We start from the raw sequence: 19,668 nt of genomic DNA on the forward strand, positions 1-19,668 counted from the left end.
CGGATTCGACCGCACACTTATCCCTTTTCGCAGGCCGATCAGCAGTAAGTCTGACTCGACGAAATTGCGGCAGCTTCGTAGCTTTTTCCTACGCTTCCGGCCGTTATGCCGCGCGGGCGCGAGGAACCGAAGAACACATGGGGCGGACTTTCGACGCGACGGCATCCGGCGTCAGCCGGGCACGCAATGCCTTGCTGATCACCGATCCCAATCGGCTGATCAGCTATGGACGGCTGATTACGGCGATCTTCGCCGTCATCGCCATCTATCTCGACCCCACCCAGCCCAGCCGCTACCGCGCGGAAGTGCAGGACGTGCTGGCGATCTACCTCGTCATGGCGATCGTGCTGGTGGCCGTGCCGATCCGGCGGCCGGTCGACAGTCCGGTCCATTTCCTCGTCCATGTGCTCGACACCGCCATTCTCGGCTGGCTGGCGTTCCTGACCAACGAACTGACCAGCCCCTTCTTCTCGTTCCTGCCCTTCACTTTGCTGGCGATGACCGTGCGCTGGGGCTTCATGGGCGCCATGATCGGCGCGGTCATGCTGGAAGTGGTGCTGTTCACGATCGGCATTCCCGACATCCTCGACGGGGAATCGGAACTGAACGTGCTGATCATCCGCACCGTCTACTTCCTGGTCTGCGCGGTGATGCTCGGCTATTTCGGCGCCTACCGCGAGAGCAGCCGCGAACGGCTGGCGCGCCTGGCCGGCTGGCCGATGGATGCGGGCGTCGGCGACCGGCGCGGTTGGCTGGCGGAACTCTGCGGCCATTCCGGCGCGATCACCGGCTGCGAAAGCCTGATCCTCATCTGGCGCGAGCAGGACGAGCCGACCGGGTTCATCGCCCACTGGCGCAAGGAAGGCCTGCGCCTGCTGCCGCTCGACCCGGCGACGTTCCGCAGCGTTTTCGCGGAGGCGCGGCTGGACTTCATGGACCGCACCCGCGCCAGCCTCGTCAGCCCCGCAGAAATGTCCGGATTGACGCTGGCGCTCGATGCGCTGGGATTGCCGCGCCCCCTGCCGCACGACTACGCCGTGCGCTCCGGCTTCTCGGGTCTGCGCTTTCGCGGCGCGATGATCGTGGTGGACCCGGACGGCCGCCCCGAAGATGCCCTGGCCCTGACCGAGATCATCGCCGCGCGCACCGGTTCCGAGCTGGAGCATGTCGAGCTTGTGGCACGGCGCGCCGACAGTGCCCGTGCCGAGGAACGCAGCCGCTTGGGGCAGGACCTGCACGACAGCGTGCTCCAGGATCTCACGGCGACCAGTCTGAAACTGCGCAGCCTGGCCGCCCGCGAACCCGAGGTGGCGCAGGACCTCAAGGCGATCGAGGAACTCGTCACCGAGCAGCAGCGGCGCATTCGCCGCTTCGTGGAGGAACAGCGCGACGTCTATGCGGACCAGCCCACCGATATGGTGGCGGACTTGCGCCGCCAGGCGGACCTGCTGGAGAAGAAATGGGGCGTCACCGTCGCGTTCGACTGGCACGGCCGCTCCACCCACTTGCCGCGCAACCTGGTGGAGGAAGTGATCGCGCTGTTCTCCGAGGCGACGGCCAATGCCGTGCGCCACGGGTCTGCCACCCGCGTCGCACTGGAAGCGCGGCGCGTTGGCAGCGCGCTCGAACTCGGCGTGGTGGACAACGGGCGCGGGCTGGGACCGGCGGCGAACGGGATCGGCCCGGTTTCGCTCCGCAGCCGCGCCATGCAGCTCGGCGGCTCGATCGCGCTCAATGACAGTGCCGACGGGCTGCGCGTCACCATGGTCATCCCGCTGGACGAGGCGGCATGAGCGTCGTGAACCTCAAGACCTGCCGGGTCCTGGTTGCCGACGACCATCCGCTGCTGCTGCGCGGGCTGGCCGACCTGCTCCAGGCGACCCGCGAAGTCGAACTGGTGGAAGCGACGGGCAGCGGTACGCGCGCCTTGGCGGTGATCCGCGACAAGCGGCCCGAAGTCGCCGTGCTCGACGTGTCGATGCCCGATGTCGGCGGGCTGGCGATCCTGCGCGCCATTCGCGAAAACGGCTGGCCTGTGCGGGTCATATTCCTCTCGGCCACGATGACCGGAAGGCAGATCGCCGAGGCCATCGGGCTTGGCGTCTGGGGCTTGCTGCTGAAGGACTATGCCTCGGATTCGCTGCTGGATTGCCTGCATGAGGTCATGGCCGGCCGCAAGTGGCTGCCCGAAGACCTCGTGGCCAAGGCCAAGCGCGGCGGCGGCGTCGATATCGGCGGCGAGATCGCCAGCCTGACGCCGCGCGAAAAGGAGATCAGCGCGCTGGTCTGCCGGGGCTTCTCGAACAAGGCCATCGCCGGGATGGTGGGATCGACCGAAGGCACGGTGAGCATCCACCTGCACAACATCTACCGCAAGCTCGACATTTCCAGCCGCACCACCCTGGCCACGCTTTTCGTCAAGTATCAGTCCCAGATCAGCGACAACGGCTGACCATGGACCGGGCGGCGGCAGGAGCGGGGGGCGACGCCGGCAGCAAGAAGGGCGGCGGACAACTGCGCTTCTGGCTCGGCGCCCTGGTTGGCGCGGTGTTCCTGGGGCTGCTCTGGACTTCGGTGGACATGGCGGCCGTGGGCGCCTTGCTGGCGCGGGCGAGCTGGCCGCCGCTGGTGCTGGCGCTGCTTGCCTATGGGCTCGATTTCCTGCTCCGCGCTTGGCGGTTTCGCGTCCTGCTCGATCCGGGCGGGCGGCAAGTGCCGTTCGGGCCGAGCGTTGCGCCTTTCGTCGCCAGCTTCGGGATCAGCGATATCCTGCCGTTCCGCCTCGGCGACGTGTTCCGCGTCTACTGGTTCCACCGCAGCTTCTCGCTGCCGATGGGCCATGTGCTCGGCGCCATGGTGGTGGAGCGCGTGCTCGATCTCGTCTCGATCCTGATGGTCGCCGGGCTGGCGCTGCTTCTGGTCGACACGGCCTTGCCGGCCGAGATCGTGGCGCAGTTTCGCCTCGTGCTGTTAGTGGCGGTAGGGGCGAGCCTGCTCGTTCTGCTGTCGCCCGGCGCGATCGAGGCGGTGGCCGGATGGGCCGAACGCACGTTTCCCGTGTCTCTGGTGGCCCGCATTGCCCAGACCGCCCGCTCGGTGGCGGGGGCCGTGCGCGGCACCGGCGATCCGCGCCGCATCCTGGGCATGGTCCTGCTGTCCTTCGCGCTGTGGCTGCTGGAAAGCCTCGTCATGCTCGGTGCCTGGGTGAGCCTGGGCGGCGAGGTGGGCGGCGCATTGAAACCGCTGGTGGCCTTTGCATTCTCGACCTTGGGCACGCTGGTGCCCGCGCTGCCCGGCCATTTCGGGTCCTACGAATTCTTCGGCATGCTCTCCTACCGCGCCGTCGGCGTCGATGCCGAGCAGGCGACGGCGACGATCCTGCTGGCCCATCTGCTGCTCTGGCTGCCGACCGCGCTGTTCGCGCTGGGCTGGCTGGTATCGATGCGGCGGGAGTCTCCGCTGCTGGTCATGAAGGCGGGCCAGGCCGGCTAGGCTTGCGCCGCAGCGTGAGGCATGCGCCGGGACACCGGAAGGCCCGCGGGCAGGACGCTGCTTCCTGTCGGATTCCCGATGATGGAGGGATAGAGCGCGGCTGGCCTTTGGCGCCGCGGCAAAAAGGCGTCGGTGCGGGCCGGACGGGCCCGCACCGCACCCGATCAGTGGAACCGGCGGGTCAGGGCCTCGGTGGCATTGCGATGGGCGACGGCCATGACCGTGCCTTGCGGGTTGACCGAAGTGGGCCCGCAGAGCAGCGAGGCGTCGTTGATGTAGAGGCCGTCGGTGCCGTGAACCTTGCCGAAGGAATTGGCCGCGGTGCGCCGGTCATCCTCGCCCATCGGGCAGGACGAGAAGACATGGACCGACGTGACGTTGCCGTCGCTGGCCTGAAGCAGTTCGGGCAGGCCGGCAAGATCCGCGGGGGAATGCAAATCCGGATAGCCTGCGAGACAGGGATAGATCCGCTGCGCACCCGCCGCGAACAGCGCCTCGCACAGCCGGCGCAGGCCTTCGCCCAGCACCGAGAGATCGCCTTGCGAGAAGCGCACCCGCACGATGGGATCCTCGAAGCCGGGCAGGTTGCGAACGCTTGCCTCGCCGCCGCCGGACTGGACGTAGTATATGCCCATGCGCCGCCAGCGCTCCGCCACCAGGTCCCAGTGACTGGGCCGCCCCGACAGCGCGACGCCGAGCATGGCCGGCGTGCTGATGGAGCAGCCCATGCCGAAGCGCGGCTCGAATTCCTTGACCTGGTGGACCGGGTCGAAGTCTCCGGGATGGTTCACGTCGCGGTCGAATTCGGCGACGACTTTGACCATGGGGTGAAAGCGCAGGCTGTCGCCGACGTTTTTCGTGATCCCGGAGCGGCGCAGCAGGGCAGGCGTCTGGACCGCGCCGCAGGCAACCACCACCGTCTTTGCGCGGAAAGTGACCGCGCGCCGACTGCCATCCTCGCCGCGGCGCGTGCCCTCGGCGATCCAGTGGCCGTTCATGCGGCGGAGCCGGGCGATGCGGGTTGCCGGAAGCAGCGCGCCGCCGGCCTCCAGGAAGCGGCGCACGAATGTGGCCGACATCGATTGCTTTACGCCGCGCCCATGATCATGGTCGTAGCGGTAGAGGCGCGGCGCCTCGATCGCCAGCCAGCCTTGCGCCTGGGCGCCCTGCTGGAGGCGGCGCGACATGTCGGAGGCGGCACTGCCGGCGTATTCCACCCGGGCGACGGCCTCGCAGGCCGCGAAATGCGGCGTCATTTCCGCCAGGTCCAGACTGTGCACCGCGAAGCGCCGCCGCCAGTCGTCGAAGACATAGCCGGGGGTGCGGTGATAGAGGCCGCGATTGACCTCGCTCCCGCCGCCCACGCAGCGGCCCTCCACCCAGGCCAGCTTGTGCCGCCCCAGCGCCACGCCGACACCGGCGTTGCGGTACTTGAGGAGCATTTCCTCGCGCGAGAAGTGGGGCGCTGCTTCGAGGGCGAGATGATCGCCTTCCTCCACCATGGTCACGTCGCGTCCGGCTTCGGCGAAGAGCGTTCCGCTCACCGCGCCGCCGGGGCCGGATCCGATGACGAGGATTTCGGTCTCGATCTCGCCCGAGCCGTGTCTGGCGCCGTTGGCAGCCCCCTTCATGCCGCGATCCTCGCCGCCTGCGCACTGTTCCCGGTAGCGGGCAGCGAATAGAGGCCGTAGCAGGCGAAAGTCGTGTAGAAAGCGATCATCGAACGGCGAAAGCCGATGCGGGACCGGCGCCAGGCGGCGAGGTGGGCCTGTCGCTCCGCCGCGCCGAGGCGCGAGAAGCGCTGCCCGTGGGCCGGCAGCGCCGCCACGTCGAAAGCCAGGGCCAGCGCGCGGAAGCCGATGCGGAAATAGTCCGGCATGCTGGCCAGGGTTGCGCGCACATAGTCCGCCACCAGGCCGCGCTCCGGCGCGGGCAGGTCCGGGCGGGATTCGTCGATCAGGACATCGACGATGGCCGTCACGCAGCGCGCGACCGCGTCGGTATGGCGCCGGGTTCGGTCAGACATGGCGGGCCTCCGCAAGGATGGGTGCGAACGGGGGATCGTCGAAGCGACGGAACAGGGCATCGCCGCTGGAACGGGCGCTGCGGATCAGCGAGGGCACGCCGATCGCGGCGGCACCGGCGGCGTCGCGGTCCTGCCGGTCGCCGATGACCAGCGTTTCCTCCGCCGTGACTTCGGCCTCTTCCAGCAGGGCCAGCAGGCCGGTGGGATCGGGCTTGAGCCGGCCGATACCGCGGTCTCCGGACCAGATGACGTGGTCCGCCTTGAGGCCGAGCGCGGCGAGCTTGTCGTTCACGGGATAGTCCGACCAGACCGCGATCCGCCGCCCGGTCGCCCTCAGGGCCGAGAACAGGCCGTCGATCCCGCGCGCCTTGTAGCGCGGCAGCAAGGCCAGCGGGCGGCGCTCGATCCACTCCTCGACAAGCGCGCGGACCTCGCCTTCCGAGCAGCCGCAACGCCGCGCGGTGAGGCGGAACTGCTCGTTGTTGAAGTCGTCCCCCTGCACCTCGCCCAGCAGCTCCCGGATCTGGCGGAAGGCCCGCAGCGTCTCCACCGTGCGCAGGCTGCGTCGGCGAAGGCTGTGCTTGACCAGTTCCAGCGCCATCGCGCGGCGGAGCGGCGGTTGGTCGTAGAGCGTGCCGTCGAGGTCGAACACCACGAGCCGCACCTTGCTCCAGGCCACGTCGGTCACGGTTTCCACTCCCTTACTTGCCGTGGCCGGGCAGCATGTCCACCGGCGTGAAGCTGCGGTTGGACAGCGCGGTGAGGCTGGGCAGGTCGACGAAGGAGAGCAGCAGCAGCACACCCACGGTGATGCCCAGCGTGGTCATCAGGCGGCGCGAGCGGAACATGCGCTCAGGCCGCTGGGCGATGGAGTCGCGCAGCATCGAAAGCCAGAGGTAGCAGCCGAACAGCCCGGCGATGAACGGGAAGGCCAGGATGTATTCTACGCGGTACTTGATGAGGAACACGCCCAGGAAGAACGAGGAGAGCATGGCATAGACCAGGCAGCTCACCACCAGGCTTTCCGCCGTGTAGCCGGCGAAGGACTTGCGGTAGCGGGTCAGCGTCTCGATCCCCACCATGGCGGTGATGTCGCGATATTCGGAAAGGCGCTTGGAGCCCATCAGGAACGCGCCGCCGGCCCAGTAGGCCAGCAGGAGGCTGGCAGGCGGCATGCTGGAGGGGTCCATCATCAGCCAGCCCAGGGTCAGGCGGATGGGGTTGTTCACCGATTCTGACACCACGTCCAGGAACGGCCGGTCCTTGGAGCGCAGCGGGCGCACGTTGTAGACGATGCCGGAGACCAGGAACACGACCGCCACGGTAAAGAAGGCGCTGCCCAGCGAGGTCGCCAGTGCCAGGCCGAAGGCCGCGAAGACCGTGTATTGCAGGTAGACCAGCGCCGGGGAGAGCTGCAGCGACACCGCGGTGCGGTGGTGCTTGCTGGGATGGTGGGCATCGGATTCGCGGTCCAGCCACTCGTTGATGATATAGTTGGCCGAGGCGATGGCGATCGCCACCACGAAGCCGATCACGATCCGCGCCGGGGCGTCCAGCAGCGAAGGTTCGCGCAGCGCATAGGCCAGGATCAGGCCCGGGATCACGAAGACGTGCTTGGTGGCGTGATCGAAGCGGGCAAGGCTCAGGTAGTCGCGCAGGCGCGCGGTCTTCCGGTTGCGCGATGCGGCGCCCTTCGTGGTGGGTCCCGCAATTTCAGGCCCCCTCATTTCAGATGTGTTCATTTCCGGATTCTCCTGGAACGGAGGGGTGAACTTGGGGCATTCACGGATGCAGGGTGGCTTTGACGCGGTAGATGCGGCCGTCGGCGAAGGCGCCGGCAGGTTCGAGCGAGAGGTCGCGCTTCAGGCGCTGTTCGCTGGCGAGGTAGAAGCGCCAGTCGATCCGGTCGAAGCAGACCACGTAGACCGGCAGGCCCGCGTCCGCCTGGGCCCGGATCCGGGCAAGCTGGGCTTCGGGCGGGTTGGCCGGGTCGGGCCTGTTGGTGCGCAGCAGGCGCTCCTGCGGCACGATCTGGGCGCTGCGCTGGGTAAGCAGGGCGACCACTTCGGGGCCGTTGGAAAAGAGCGAGGCATTGCCCGGGAGCCCTTCGACGGCGGCGATGGTCGGCGAGGCGCGCCATTCGAGGCTGAGGAAGCCGATGCCCTCGCGGAACACCTGATACGTGCGGGCCGAAGTGCGGACCGTGTGGCCGACGAGGACCAGCGCGGCGAGGGCGGCAAGGGTCAGCCAGATCGTCCGCAGGCCGCCGAGGCGCTGGTCGAGGCCGCTGGCCTGCGCGGTGACCATCATGACCAGCATGACATAGGCCGGAAAACCGTAGCGGCCGACGAACTGCAGGTTCGCTTCCAGCGCCGTCGAGAGCCAGACGAAAGCCAGGTAGCCGACGAAGGACAGGCCGAGCATCAGCGAGAACGCCAGGCGCGGGTCGCAGCCCTCATCGCGCGGGGTCGCATCGGGGCGAACGCGGCGCCAGGCGGCGAGCTGGCGGGCGAACTGCCAGCCGGCGAAGCCGAGCACGGCGACGAGCAGCAGCACGCGAAGGGCCAGCGGCACCGCGTCGGGCAGGAGCCAGGCGGCGGTCGTCTCCAGGTTCGCCCACCACTGTGCCGGACCCATGTTGCCGTAGAAGCGCAGTTCGCGCCCGATCGAATGGCCGACCGTCAGCGTGCTGGCGACGACCCAGACGAAGAACAGCGCCGCGCCGGGAATGGCGAACAGGGCACTGTCGGCGATCCGGCGTCCGAAGGGCAGTCGCGGGTTCGCCAGGATCACCAGGACCACGGCGGCGCCGATCGGCGGGGCGGTGAAGCGGGTAAGCGTGGCCATGCCCAGCATCAGCGAGGCGATCAGGAGATCAAGCCGGGCGCCGCGTTCGAAATAGTCCAGCGTGAACCACAGGGTCAGCAGGACGAATGTGATGAAGGGGGGCTCGGAGATCACCGCAGCGTGAAGCGAAACGAACTGCGGCGCCAATGCGATGAGCGCGGTGCCGATGGCGGCATAGCGCCAGTCTGCGGCCGTGCGCCGGATCAGCGCGAAGATCAGGATCACGTTGGCCACCAGGGTGACCAGCGCCCAGGCGCTGGCTGCCGTCAGCAGCGGCATGCCCAGGGCATGGGGCAGCACCAGCATCCAGTGATAGACCGGCGCGTCGTAGGGGATCGGGCTGATCCCCATGTAGCGGGTGCTGTCCGGCGTGACGACCATCCCGTGATGGACGTTGAGCTGGAACAGCACCAGCGAGAAGACCAGGATCGCGGCGCAGGCGATCCATCCACCCGGAGCGGCGGCGGAGACATGCGGAGCGGTGAAGCTGCGCGGGGCGGGGGTGAGCCTGTCGGCGGGAGTGGCCATGGCGTCAGCCCAGCACGCGCTTGATGTTCTTGACCACGAAGCGCACCGTGGCATCGGCCACGCCGCGGCCCAGCACATCGTCGAGGGCGTCGACCAGGGCATCGATCTGCGCTTCGGAAACGATGTAGGGCGGCATGAAATGCAGCAGGTCGCGGGCGCCGGGTTGGAAGTGCACCAGGATGCCGTGGCGCTCGTAGAGTTCGCGGGCCATCGCCCCGATCAGGACCGTCTCGTAGGTGACGAAAAGCGGGTTCTTGCGAATATCGAGCGCCTTTTCAGCCAGTTGCTGGCCGAAGTTCAGCTCGATGGCCTGGAAGCAGCCCTTGCCGCGCAGCGACACGATCTTGCGCGGGTACTTCTCGCGCAGGCGCTCCAGCCCGGCGCGCAGATATTCACCCATGCGGGCGGCGCGCTCGATCAGGCGTTCGTCCTCCAGCACGTTGAGCGTCTCGATGCCGACGGCGCAGGTCTCGCCCATGCCGCTGAAGCTGGAGCTGTGCAGGTTGCAGTCGTTCTTGTTGCCATAGGCCTTGTCGAACAGCGCCTGCGAAGTGACCATGGCGCCCAGCTCGCGCTTGCCGCCGCCCAGCGTCTTGGCGAGCGTGACGACGTCGGGCACCACGTCCTCGTGCTGGAAGGCGCAGAACTTGCCGGTGCGTCCCATGCCGACCTTCACTTCGTCGAAGATCGTCAGGATGTCGTTCTCGCGGCAGACTTGCGCGAATTCGGTGAGGAAGCCGGGATCGGGAACGTGGCAGGACGTGCCGCGGATCGTCTCGATGATGCCGGCGATGATGCGGTTGCCGCTGCCGGATTTACCGATATCGGCCTTCTCGCGGGCGATCGCCTCGCGCACCGAGGCGATGTCGCCATAGGTCGCGAAGACCACGTTCTCCTTCGGCACGCCCATGATGAAGCCGCTCTGCACGTCGGTAGCCGTGGTGAGCGAAAGCGGGCCGTGAGTCTTGCCGTGGAAGGCACCCTTGAAGCAGAGGAACTTGGTCTTGCCCTTGGGCGTTTGCACGCGCTCGCAGATCTTCATCGCCGCTTCGTTGGCCTCGGTGCCGGAGACGGCGAGGAACGAGACGTCGAGCGGTTCCGGCAGGAAGCGGGAGATGTTGTAGGCCAGCGCGCCCTGCAGCTTGTGCGGGGCGATCTTGATGCAGTCCAGCACCTTGAGATCGTGGCAGCGGCGCTCTGCGGCGATGATGCGGGGGTGGTTGTGGCCCAGCCCCAGCACGCCGAAACCGCCCGAGTAATCGAGGATCCTGCGCCCGTCGCGCAAGGTGATCTCGGCGCCTTGTGCGCTTTCGATATCCATCTGCGCCAGGCCCAGGATGTCGAAGACCTGGAGCATGTATTTGTTGAGGTGGGCGGCGTAGAGGCCCATCGCGGACTCGCTGTCGAGCGCAAGGCTCTGGTCCAGGGTCAGCAGGCCGCGGTTCTGCCGGTCTTCGCGGCTCGGGGCTTCTATCTTTGCAAGTGCCGTCACGCTCGTTCCCTCCTTCAAGCGAATGGGAAGACGCTACCGGAGGGTGAGGGCGGAATGTATCTACAGGACCATATACTACCGAATGCCCGGCCGGGCCGCGCGCCCTAACCCGGCAGAGCGAAGGCCTATCCCTGCTGGGTAGGACCGATGACCCGGGGACTGCGTAAACGAGAGCATGGCCGGCGCGATGGTCATCGGGCCGGGTCTGCGGTTTGTCGATTTTGCGACAACAATTGCCTCGCAACGCGGCACGGAACCCCGTATTGGCGGAATCCGGCCCGGGGTGGGCCCGATACACGGGAAATGCAGGCGAAGCCGAAAACCATGGCCTTGACGTTGGATAACCTGGACAGTCTGCCGGAAGGCGGACCCGCTCAGGGCGACCTTTCCCCCCATTCCCCGAACCCGCCTCCGCCGCCCGAAGGCAAGCCGCGAAGGCGTCGCTCTCGCTGGTGGTGGTTCTCGCGCGGGGTGGCGGCGCTGCTCATGCTCTTCATCGTGACGATCGGCTGGCTGGCCGTGACCGCGCCCATGTCGAAATCGCTGCAGCCGATCTCGCCGCCGCAGATCACCCTGCTGGCCGCGGACGGCACGCCGATCGCCCGCAACGGCGCCATCGTCGACGCGCCGGTCGAAGTGAAGAAGCTGCCGATCCACGTCACCCAGGCCTTCATCGCCATCGAGGACCGCCGCTTCTACAGCCATTGGGGCATTGACCCGCGCGGGATCGCCCGCGCCTTGTGGAGCAACGTCAGCGGCGGAAGCACCCAGGGCGGCAGCACGATCACTCAGCAGTTGGCCAAGTTCACGTTCCTCACCTCCGAACGCAGCCTCACCCGCAAGGCGCGGGAAGTGCTGATCGCGTTCTGGCTGGAAGCCTGGCTCACCAAGGACGAGATCCTCGAACGCTACCTTTCGAACGCCTACTTCGGTGACAACACCTATGGGCTTCGCGCCGCCTCGCTCCACTATTTCCACCGCAAGCCGGAAAGCCTGACGCCGGCGCAGTCGGCCATGCTGGCCGGTCTGATGAAGGCGCCCTCTCGCCTGGCGCCCACCAACAATTACGACCTGGCCGAAAAGCGCATGAAAGTGGTGCTTCTGGCCATGGTCGATGCCGGCTACATGACGCCCGCGCAAGCCCGCGCCACGCGTCCGCCGCGGCTCGACGTGCGCTCGCGCAACGATCTGCCGACCGGCACGTACTTCGCCGACTGGGCGCTGCCGCAGGCGCGCGGGATCGACGAGGCGAGTTATGCCGCGCAGACTTACAAGACCACGCTCGATTCGCGTCTTCAGGCCGCGGCGCGCCGCGCCATCGAAGGCGCGCCGCTCGGCAAGGCGCAAGTCGCGCTCGTGGCGATGCGTCCGAACGGTGAAGTGGTGGCGATGGTCGGCGGCAGGGACTACGCCAAGTCGCCGTTCAACCGCGTGACCCAGGCACAGAGGCAGCCGGGCTCCACCTTCAAGCTCTTCGTCTACCTGGCGGCGCTGAACGATGGGTGGAAGCCCGAGGATACCATCGAGAACACCCCGTTCGAGATCGGCTACTACCGCCCCCAGAACGCGGGCGGGGCCTATTCGAAGACGATCACGCTGGCCGATGCCTTCGCTCATTCCAGCAATGTCGCCGCCGTGCGCCTGTTCCAGAAAGTGGGCGACAAGGCGGTGATCGACATGGCCCGCAAGCTGGGCGTCACCGCGCCGCTGCCCCATGGCGATCCCAGCCTGGCGCTGGGTACCTCCAGCATGAACCTCATGGAACTGACCGCCGCTTACGCGGGTGTCGCGGGCAACCGTTTCCCGGTCGTGCCCACGGCGTTCAAGTCCAAGGAGGAAGGCTGGTTCGACGGGCTGATCAGCGGCCGCCGCAGCCTGTCCAGCGATGTCCACGAGAACATGGAGACCCTGCTGCGCGGCGCCGTCAATCGCGGTACCGGGCGCGGGGCGCGGCTCCAGGCGGCGAACTACGGCAAGACCGGGACCAGCCAGGAAAACCGCGATGCGCTGTTCGTTGGCTATGCCAAGGACCTCGTGGTCGGCGTCTGGGTGGGGAATGACGACAATACGCCGCTCAAGGGGGTTTCCGGCGGTACCATCCCCGCGCGCATCTGGCGCGACTTCATGCAGCAGGCTCTGGGCGAGCGCGCAGTGCCCCGTCCGCGCGCGACCGAGAGCCCCGATCCGGAAGGTCCGGTCCAGCCGCTCGACGTGCCCGATCTCGGCGATATTCCGCTGGGCGATGCCAATCTGCGCGTCGAACAGGGCAAGGCGGTGCTTTCGACCCAGATCAACGGCGCGCCGGTCGACGTGAAGCTGGACCAGAACGGGCTGCAGATCGACGGGCGCAAGGTGATCGAGCAGATCGTGTCGCCGCCGCCTCCTCCCCCGCCGCAAGCCAGACCTTCGCCGCAGCCCTGAGGCATTCGGTCCCCGCACCGTGCGGTCAGGCAGGCCGGGTGGGGCTGCGGGGATTTGGCCCGGGAACGTCCCGCGGCGCGAGGCTTTCCCCTCAGGACCCTGTCCCGAGGAGCCTGCGCGCGATGTCCGATTTCGATCTTTACTATTGGCCCGTCCCGTTTCGTGGCCAGTTCCTTCGCGGGATCCTGGCTTTCGCCGGCAAGACCTGGAACGAGCACGACAGCCATGAGATCGCCGATCTCATGGGCAAGTCTCCCGGCGATCAGCCGGTGCCTTTCATGGGGCCGCCGGTCCTGATCGACCGGGCGAACGACTTCGCCATCGCCCAGATGCCCGCCATCGCGCTCTATCTGGGCGAGAAGCTGGATCTCCTGCCCGCGACGCCCGAAGGCCGGGCCGCATCGATCAAGGTGGTGAACGACGCCAATGACGTGATCGACGAACTCACGATGGATGGTGGACGGGAGATGTGGGACGAGGAGGAATGGCAGGAGTTCCTGCCGCGCCTGGAACGCTGGATGGCCATCTGGGAAGCGACCGGCCGCGCGCACGGCCTTGGCGACGGCGAGGGTTATCTCCTCGGCGGCGACGAGGCGGGCCTGGCCGATGTGGTCACGGCCGTGCTCTGGTCGACGATGACCGAACGCTTCGGCCAGATTGCATCGCTGCTGGAGCGCGCGGCACCCCGGGTTTCCGCTCTCGTCGGCCGCATGGGGCAAAGGCTGGCGCTGGCGCGTCTGGCGAGCGACGCGAAGGAACGATATGGCGACGCCTATTGCGGCGGCGAGATCGAGGAATCCTTGCGCAAGGTGGCATGCTGAGGTGCCGGGTCGAAAGTCACAGCACGACCATGGCCATGCCGATGATCGCGATCCAGAGCACCACCGTGATGCTGGCGATGGTCAGGAGGTCTAGCCTCCGTTCTTCTCCCATACAGGGCGCTATTCTTGTCATGGCTGGCTGCTCCTTTCGTTGCTGCCGGGCACGACCCCGCATCTAATCAACTGCAAAGGTTCGAGATTGTTCCCTCGCCCGCGCCGGCCGGGCGCGACGCGGGCGCGGGCAGGGTGTACGGCGCGGCGTCCGGCGCCTAAGGGACAGGCATGCAGCCAGCCATGCTTATCGACGGGCGTCTTCACGAAGGCGCCTTCACTTTCGACGTTTTCGACCCCGCCACCGGCACGGTGCTCACGCCTAGCTGGTGCGCCGATCGCGCCATGGCGCAACGCGCGATTGCCGCCGCCAATCGGGCCTTTCCGGCCTGGCGCGACAGCCCGGCGCAGGACCGTGCCCGCGCTCTGGAAGCGCTGGCCTCGGCCCTGGCGGAGCGCGCGGAGGCTTTCGCCCGGCTGCTGACTCAGGAACAGGGCAAGCCGCTGGCGGAAGCACGCGGCGAAGTCGGCGCTTCCATCGAAGCGCTGCGCTATCATGCGGGCCTGAGGCTGGAGGAGCGCGTGCTGGTGGATGCACCGGGAGAGCGGATCGTCGAACAGCGCTATCCGCTGGGCGTGGTCGCGGCGATCGTGCCGTGGAATTTCCCGCTGCTGCTGCTCGTGCTCAAGCTGGCGCCGGCACTGGTCGCGGGAAACTGCGTCATCGCCAAGCCCGCGCCGACCACGCCGCTGACGGCGCTTCTGCTGGGCGAACTGGCGGCCGACCTGCTGCCGCCCGGCGTGTTCCAGACTTTGGGCGACGACGGAACGCTGGGTCCGCTACTGGCCGCGGATCCCGGCATCGCTCATGTCAGTTTCACCGGATCGACGGCGACGGGGCGCAAGGTCATGGCCTCGGCGGCGGACAGCCTGAAGCGCTTCACGCTGGAACTGGGCGGCAACGATGCCGCGCTCGTGCTCGACGATGCAGACATTTCCGCCATCGCGCCCCGGCTGTTCGAAGGCGCCATGGCCAATGCCGGGCAAGTCTGCATCGGCATCAAGCGCATCTATGCGCCGCGCGGAAAGATCGACGCGCTCTGCGACGCTCTGGCAGACCTCGCGCGGCAGGCCGTTACCGGCAGCGGCCTCGCCCCCACGACCACGCTGGGCCCGGTCCAGAACGCCGCACAGCACGCGCGGCTGGCGGAACTTCTGGCAGAGAGCCGCGCGCTTGGGCGCGTGGTCGTGGGCGGCGCACCGCTGGCGGGAGAGGGCTGGTTCGTCCCGCCCACCGTGATCCGCGACTTGCCCGAACATGCCCGCCTCGTGCGCGAAGAGCAGTTCGGTCCGGTCATCCCGCTGTTGGCCTACGACAGCGTGGACGAGGCGGTGAGCCGCGTGAACGACAGCGAGTACGGCCTTGGCGCCTCGGTCTGGAGCGGCGACACGGAGCGCGCCCTGAAGCTGGCGGGACGTATCGAGAGCGGGCTGGTCTGGGTCAACCGCGTGTTCAGCCTGCCTTTCGAGGTGCCGATCGGCGGCGCGAAGCAATCGGGCATCGGGCGCCATCAGGGGCAGGCCGGGCTGGAGGAATTCACCCAGGCCCGCATCGTCAACGCCGCGCTCGCGTGACGGCGCCCGGGCTTGCATAAGGCCGGCAGCGCTGTATCCGGCGCGATACGGCCGTTCGGGCCGGCGATCGGAGTGACCATGCAGGACGTTCACCTCTTTTCCTACGGCACCTTGCGCCAGGAAGCGGTTCAACTGGCGCTGTTCGGACGGCGGATCGAGGGCGAGCCGGACGCCATGCCCGGCTGGCGGCAGCGCATGATCGAGATCACCGACGCCGATGTCATCGCCAAGAGCGGGACGCGCTGGCACCCGATGGTGGAGCTGAGCGACCGCGAGGACGACGCGGTGGAGGGCACACTGTTCCGGATCTCCGCCGAGGACCTGGCCCATGCCGATGCCTATGAGATAGACTACGTGCGCCGCGAAGTGCGCCTGCGCTCGGGCAGGATGGCCTGGGTCTACGGCGATCCGGAGGCGTGAGCGTGCAGAAGGATTCCCACAGCCATGACGGAGCCGAGATGACGACCCTTTCTTCCCCGCGCGAAGCCGTGGGACCGGGCTATTCGCCTGAAGCTCTGCGCGAAGCCCAGGCCCTGTCCTGGCGCGCGCTGGAACGGATCGTCGCCCAGGTCCGCCCGGGCATGCGGGAGCGCGAGGCCGTGGCCATCGGCGAGGCGGCGCTGGCGGAACTCGGCCTGGAGAAGTCCTGGCACCCCGTGCTCGTGCGCTTTGGCGAGAACACGCTGAAGATCTTCAGCGATCGATCCGAGGGCGACGCCGTCCTGGGCGCGGACGATATCTATTTCATCGACATGGGCCCGGTGTTCTTCGGGCACGAGGGCGACGTGGGCGCCACGTTCACCGTTGGCGAGGATGCCGGGATGCAGGCCTGCGCGCGCGACGTGAAAGTGCTGTTCGACCGGGTGCAGGCGATCTGGGGGCAGGGCGAGGTGACCGGCCGCGCGCTTTATGCCCGTGCCGAGGAAGAAGCGCGGGCGATGGGCTGGGTGCTCAACCTCGACATCCGCGGACACCGGGTCGGCGACTATCCGCACTCCGTGCACAAGGGCGGGAATCTGGGCGATTTCGATGCCTTGCCCGGCAAGGGGCTATGGATCCTGGAAATGCAGATCCGCCATCCCACCCGGCCGTTCGGTGCCTTTTACGAGGACCTGCTGGCCTGACGCTTCGCTGTCCTCGCGGCATGTCGAGGCGGCGGATCTTTTGAGCTGGGTACACGGCAGGCGATCCGGCGGTACCGGATCGCCTGCCGTTCCAGATCGCCTCAGAAGCGATAGTTGGCCATGAGCCCGAAGTAGTTGCCGTTCTTGCCGCCATTCGCCTGGAACGAATCGCTGGCGGCGAAGTAGGTTTCCCAGAGACGGAACGCCAGGCGATCAGTCGCCTGCCACGAAGCCTCCAGGTTGAGGTCCGTACCGATCGAGCGGCTGGAATCGTAGGGCGTGAAGCTCGATCCCGAGGGGCCGATATAGACGCCGTCGCCCTTGCGCGCGCGCCAGAGGAAGTCCGGTCCGGCCATGACGGTGATCGCGGGAAGCGGCTTCACCGTCACCGAGGGATAAATGTCCATCAGGTTGGAGAAGCTGAAGAAGGCGCCCTCGGTGATGAGCGGCAGACGCGCGGCGGCGGGAACGAACGTGCCGACCTTGCCGTCGGTCAGGTCCTTGTCGCCGCTGAAATAGTTGGCGCGCAGGCCGAGCCGCGGCTTCATCGGTGCGCCGCCCAGGGTATAGCCGCCTTCGAACATGGCGCCGTAGGCTTCGATATCCTTGCCGATGAAGGAGCCGCTCTGATAGGTGGCTTCGAGGTCGAGGTCCCAGCGGGCCCCGCGCTTCCAGAGGCGGCCGCCCCAGTTGTTGCGGTCGTCCTTGCCGACACCGGCGGCCAGGGTCGCGCGGTCGCGCTCCATCTCGTACCAGTAGAGGTCGGTGCCGAAGCCGGCGATGCGGTTGGGCGCGCTGATGTAGACGCCGTGGAAGTCCTGCGCGTGGTTCGGGCCGTCGTCGAACGTGCCCGGATCGATCAGGATCGGCTTCACCGCGAAGACGTCTACCGAGACTTTGCCCGGCAGGATGTAGGTGGCGCGTACGCCCTGGTAGGTGAAGCGCATGTTCAGGCCTTCGCGCACGCCCACCAGCTTGCCGTTGCCCAGCGGCATTTCGAAGCGGCCGGGGCGGAAGGTCACTTTGCCGGCCTTGCCCAGCGGCACCGTCACGTCGACGAAGGCCTGGTAGACGTCCACTTTGTCGCGGTTGGGCGCGGTGGCGAACTGTTCGCCATATTCGCGGTTGTCGCCCAGCTCGACGTAGGCGCGAAGGTTCTGGCCGACATGCAGGTCTGCCAGCAGGCGCAGGCGCGACTGGACCGGGTCGTTGTTGTCGTTCGGTTTCAGGCCCAGCGAGGAGTGGTGCCAGTCGGTGTAGTAGACGCGCGCCTCGCCGCCGAGCGTCAGGTAGACGTCGTCATTGGCGATGGGGATGTGCTTGATCTTCACCAGCAGGGGATCGTCCGCGGCGGCGGGCTTGGACCAGTCCTCCGTCCAGCGGATGTTCTGGGGCAGGCCCTCGGGGCCGGGACGGCCGCCGGGGAGCGCCTCGGCCGGACGGGCCTGCGACTTGGCCGGGCGGATACCGGGAGGGGCCTGGGTGGAAAGCGTGCCTTCGCCCACGTCCTTCGATTCCGGGGGAACCGACTGGGCGAATACGGGCTGGTAGGGGAAAGCGGCGGTCAGGACGGCAAGGGAGCCGCAGGCAAGCAGATGCAGGGCGCGGGGGGAGCGCATCGGGAAGTCCTCTCTGGAAGGTCTTGCTATTTTAGCGGGACGGCTGCTGCGAACTGGCCGTCCCGTCACTTTTATCCGCCGATCAGGCGATTCTTATCTGCCAATCAGGCGATGGCGCTCTCGCGGTAACGCGTCAGCGAGAGCAGCACGCCGCCCACCAGGGTGCCGCAGCCCAGCGCGATGGCGACCGGGGCGAGGCTCCATCCAGCGGTGAACAGCACGCCCGCCAGGATCGGACCGAGCGCCGCACCGGCGCGGCCGATGCCGATGACCAGACCGGTCCCGCCGGCCCTGAGGGCAGCGGGATAGCTTTGCGCGATCACGGCATAGAGGCCGGCCGTGGCCCCGTTGGCGAAGAAGCACGCGATCGCGGCGATCACGGAGAGGCTGCCGAGCGTGACGGCGCCCTGGCCGAAGACGACGACTGCCATGGCCCCCAGGAACATCGTGGCGACCACCACCGGGCGGATCCCGACTTTCTGGCTGAGCAGGCTGACCGCGATCGAGCCGATCGCGCCGCCCACGTTACCCCAGACCAGTACGCCTCCGGCCAGCGCGGGCGGGAAGCCCAGGTCGACGACGATCTTGGGAATCCACTTCACCAGGAAATAGAAGGTCATCATGTGGAAGAAATACGTGGCGGTGAGCATGATCGTGACATGCGCCATGCCGGGCGCGAAGAGAGCGCTGACGCCGGCCTTCTGCGGTACCGGATCGGCGGGCGGCATGGCGGCGATGGGCGCGCGGCCCTGCCGCTCGAGCGTGCGGTTGATCTTGTCCAGCGCCCCTGCAGGCCGCTTCAGCAGCAGGAAGGCCATGGTTTCCGGCACCAGCCAGAGCACCAGCGGGATGAAGCACACCGTCACCACGGCGCCGAACTGGAAGACCGATTCCCACCGGCCCGTCGCGGCGAGCAGCCAGGATGCGGCCGAACCGCCGACGATGGCACCCATCGGATAGCCCCCCGCCATGATGGCGACCGTGAGGTTGCGACGGCGCGCGTTCGAGCATTCCGCGACGACGGCATTGGTCGCGGCCAGCATGCCGCCGATGCCCAGGCCGGTGAACAGGCGATAGGCGGACAGGATCGGCACGGTGGCGGCGGTCGAGGCGAGCGCCATGCCGATGCTCATGATCACCAGGCAGGCGAGCAGCATCGGGCGGCGGCCCACCTTGTCGGCCAGGTTGCCCAGCACGAAGGCGCCGATACCCATGCCGAACAGTTCCATCGACAGCACCAGGCCCAGGGCGGCGCGGTCGATGCCCCAGTCCCTGGCGATGCCGGGCGCGGCGAAGCTGATCGAGAGCACGTCGAAACCGTCGAGTGCGTTGAGCGCGGTGGCGATACCGACGGCGATGACCTGCCGGTAATGCATCGGTTCGCGCGCAATAAGGGCGCGGGGGTCTTCCATGCACTTCTCCTCTGGCCCGCCCCTTGCTCTTGGTTTCGGGAGGCGGACATTATTGGCGACACGCGCGGCAGCGGCCCGGCTCCAGCGACGGTCGGCAATCTTGCGACTCGGCCATCACATCGAGCACGGCCGCCACCGCAATTGTGTAGGGCTGATTGCTGAGCTTTGCTGGCGGCCTCAAGCCGGGCGCCGGTCAATCG

16 protein-coding genes are annotated in these 19,668 nt (G+C 67.7%); 8 read left to right on the top strand and 8 right to left on the bottom strand.

The window, feature by feature from the left end:
* The first annotated feature begins 137 nt into the window (after nucleotides 1–137).
* The 3 genes from EDF57_RS23700 to EDF57_RS23710 are packed head-to-tail and all read left to right on the top strand — an operon-like array spanning nucleotide 138 to nucleotide 3,492.
* Nucleotides 138–1,793: a histidine kinase gene (locus EDF57_RS23700; RefSeq protein ID WP_134096140.1), complete on the top strand. Its 1,656-nt coding sequence runs from the start codon at nucleotides 138–140 to the stop codon at nucleotides 1,791–1,793.
* Nucleotides 1,790–2,452, top strand: coding sequence for a response regulator transcription factor (locus EDF57_RS23705; protein ID WP_132269350.1), 663 nt, complete (start codon nucleotides 1,790–1,792; stop codon nucleotides 2,450–2,452). The genes EDF57_RS23700 and EDF57_RS23705 overlap by 4 nt, the downstream gene beginning before the upstream one ends.
* Before the next feature lie 2 nt (nucleotides 2,453–2,454).
* Entirely contained in the window at nucleotides 2,455–3,492 is a 1,038-nt protein-coding gene (locus EDF57_RS23710) for a lysylphosphatidylglycerol synthase transmembrane domain-containing protein (protein WP_134096141.1), read from the top strand.
* Between the two features lie 164 nt (nucleotides 3,493–3,656).
* Here EDF57_RS23710 and EDF57_RS23715 read toward each other — a convergent pair whose 3' ends face one another.
* The 6 genes from EDF57_RS23715 to EDF57_RS23740 are packed head-to-tail and all read right to left on the bottom strand — an operon-like array spanning nucleotide 3,657 to nucleotide 10,385.
* Nucleotides 3,657–5,123, bottom strand: coding sequence for a GMC family oxidoreductase (locus EDF57_RS23715; RefSeq protein WP_134096142.1), 1,467 nt, complete (start codon nucleotides 5,121–5,123; stop codon nucleotides 3,657–3,659).
* The gene (locus EDF57_RS23720) at nucleotides 5,120–5,518 is read right to left on the bottom strand and encodes a hypothetical protein (protein WP_134096143.1); all 399 of its coding nucleotides are present in this window, start codon (nucleotides 5,516–5,518) and stop codon (nucleotides 5,120–5,122) included. Before EDF57_RS23720 ends, EDF57_RS23715 begins: the two co-directional genes overlap by 4 nt.
* The gene (locus tag EDF57_RS23725) at nucleotides 5,511–6,206 is read right to left on the bottom strand and encodes an HAD family hydrolase (protein WP_165921520.1); all 696 of its coding nucleotides are present in this window, start codon (nucleotides 6,204–6,206) and stop codon (nucleotides 5,511–5,513) included. The genes EDF57_RS23720 and EDF57_RS23725 overlap by 8 nt, the downstream gene beginning before the upstream one ends.
* Before the next feature lie 13 nt (nucleotides 6,207–6,219).
* On the bottom strand, nucleotides 6,220–7,260 hold the full coding sequence (locus tag EDF57_RS23730; RefSeq protein ID WP_207913092.1) for a UbiA family prenyltransferase: 1,041 nt from the start codon (nucleotides 7,258–7,260) through the stop codon (nucleotides 6,220–6,222).
* 40 nt (nucleotides 7,261–7,300) lie between these two features.
* Nucleotides 7,301–8,893 carry a glycosyltransferase family 39 protein gene (locus tag EDF57_RS23735; RefSeq protein WP_166675376.1) on the bottom strand — a complete coding sequence of 531 codons (1,593 nt, stop codon included), beginning with the start codon at nucleotides 8,891–8,893 and terminating at the stop codon, nucleotides 7,301–7,303.
* 4 nt (nucleotides 8,894–8,897) lie between these two features.
* A complete protein-coding gene (locus tag EDF57_RS23740; RefSeq protein WP_134096146.1) occupies nucleotides 8,898–10,385 on the bottom strand; it encodes an aspartate aminotransferase family protein in 1,488 nt (495 codons plus the stop codon).
* A gap of 324 nt (nucleotides 10,386–10,709) precedes the next feature.
* Between EDF57_RS23740 and EDF57_RS23745 the strand changes: the two genes are divergently transcribed.
* The 5 genes from EDF57_RS23745 to EDF57_RS23765 all read left to right on the top strand — a co-directional run bounded on the left by EDF57_RS23745 (nucleotide 10,710) and on the right by EDF57_RS23765 (nucleotide 16,437).
* A complete protein-coding gene (locus tag EDF57_RS23745; protein WP_134096147.1) occupies nucleotides 10,710–12,806 on the top strand; it encodes a transglycosylase domain-containing protein in 2,097 nt (698 codons plus the stop codon).
* Nucleotides 12,807–12,928: 122 nt separating this feature from the next.
* A complete protein-coding gene (locus EDF57_RS23750; protein WP_134096148.1) occupies nucleotides 12,929–13,627 on the top strand; it encodes a glutathione S-transferase in 699 nt (232 codons plus the stop codon).
* Between the two features lie 282 nt (nucleotides 13,628–13,909).
* Entirely contained in the window at nucleotides 13,910–15,313 is a 1,404-nt protein-coding gene (locus EDF57_RS23755; protein ID WP_134096149.1) for an aldehyde dehydrogenase family protein, read from the top strand.
* Nucleotides 15,314–15,391: 78 nt separating this feature from the next.
* On the top strand, nucleotides 15,392–15,733 hold the full coding sequence (locus EDF57_RS23760) for a gamma-glutamylcyclotransferase family protein (protein WP_134096150.1): 342 nt from the start codon (nucleotides 15,392–15,394) through the stop codon (nucleotides 15,731–15,733).
* A 38-nt stretch (nucleotides 15,734–15,771) separates the two neighbouring features.
* The gene (locus EDF57_RS23765; protein WP_132269372.1) at nucleotides 15,772–16,437 is read left to right on the top strand and encodes a M24 family metallopeptidase; all 666 of its coding nucleotides are present in this window, start codon (nucleotides 15,772–15,774) and stop codon (nucleotides 16,435–16,437) included.
* A 101-nt stretch (nucleotides 16,438–16,538) separates the two neighbouring features.
* On the opposite strand, the gene EDF57_RS23770 is transcribed toward EDF57_RS23765, so the two are convergent.
* Nucleotides 16,539–18,056 (bottom strand): alginate export family protein, encoded by a 1,518-nt coding sequence (locus tag EDF57_RS23770; RefSeq protein ID WP_134096151.1) that lies wholly within the window; start codon nucleotides 18,054–18,056, stop codon nucleotides 16,539–16,541.
* A 104-nt stretch (nucleotides 18,057–18,160) separates the two neighbouring features.
* Nucleotides 18,161–19,468, bottom strand: a complete 1,308-nt coding sequence (locus EDF57_RS23775) for an MFS transporter (RefSeq protein WP_132269376.1) — start codon at nucleotides 19,466–19,468, stop codon at nucleotides 18,161–18,163.
* Nucleotides 19,469–19,668 lie beyond the last annotated feature (200 nt).

Origin of the sequence: Novosphingobium sp. PhB55, assembly GCF_004368805.1 — a bacterium.
Lineage (GTDB): Bacteria > Pseudomonadota > Alphaproteobacteria > Sphingomonadales > Sphingomonadaceae > Novosphingobium.

Excerpts from the sequence above, each read along its gene's own strand:
- EDF57_RS23700 (WP_134096140.1), top strand. The coding sequence starts at position 138 with ATGGGGCGGACTTTCGACGCGACGGCATCCGGCGTCAGCCGGGCACGC.
- EDF57_RS23705 (WP_132269350.1), top strand. The coding sequence starts at position 1,790 with ATGAGCGTCGTGAACCTCAAGACCTGCCGGGTCCTGGTTGCCGACGAC.
- EDF57_RS23710 (WP_134096141.1), top strand. The coding sequence starts at position 2,455 with ATGGACCGGGCGGCGGCAGGAGCGGGGGGCGACGCCGGCAGCAAGAAG.
- EDF57_RS23715 (WP_134096142.1), bottom strand. The coding sequence starts at position 5,123 with ATGAAGGGGGCTGCCAACGGCGCCAGACACGGCTCGGGCGAGATCGAG.
- EDF57_RS23720 (WP_134096143.1), bottom strand. The coding sequence starts at position 5,518 with ATGTCTGACCGAACCCGGCGCCATACCGACGCGGTCGCGCGCTGCGTG.
- EDF57_RS23730 (WP_207913092.1), bottom strand. The coding sequence starts at position 7,260 with ATGAACACATCTGAAATGAGGGGGCCTGAAATTGCGGGACCCACCACG.
- EDF57_RS23735 (WP_166675376.1), bottom strand. The coding sequence starts at position 8,893 with ATGGCCACTCCCGCCGACAGGCTCACCCCCGCCCCGCGCAGCTTCACC.
- EDF57_RS23745 (WP_134096147.1), top strand. The coding sequence starts at position 10,710 with ATGGCCTTGACGTTGGATAACCTGGACAGTCTGCCGGAAGGCGGACCC.
- EDF57_RS23750 (WP_134096148.1), top strand. The coding sequence starts at position 12,929 with ATGTCCGATTTCGATCTTTACTATTGGCCCGTCCCGTTTCGTGGCCAG.
- EDF57_RS23755 (WP_134096149.1), top strand. The coding sequence starts at position 13,910 with ATGCAGCCAGCCATGCTTATCGACGGGCGTCTTCACGAAGGCGCCTTC.
- EDF57_RS23760 (WP_134096150.1), top strand. The coding sequence starts at position 15,392 with ATGCAGGACGTTCACCTCTTTTCCTACGGCACCTTGCGCCAGGAAGCG.
- EDF57_RS23765 (WP_132269372.1), top strand. The coding sequence starts at position 15,772 with ATGACGACCCTTTCTTCCCCGCGCGAAGCCGTGGGACCGGGCTATTCG.
- EDF57_RS23770 (WP_134096151.1), bottom strand. The coding sequence starts at position 18,056 with ATGCGCTCCCCCCGCGCCCTGCATCTGCTTGCCTGCGGCTCCCTTGCC.
- EDF57_RS23775 (WP_132269376.1), bottom strand. The coding sequence starts at position 19,468 with ATGGAAGACCCCCGCGCCCTTATTGCGCGCGAACCGATGCATTACCGG.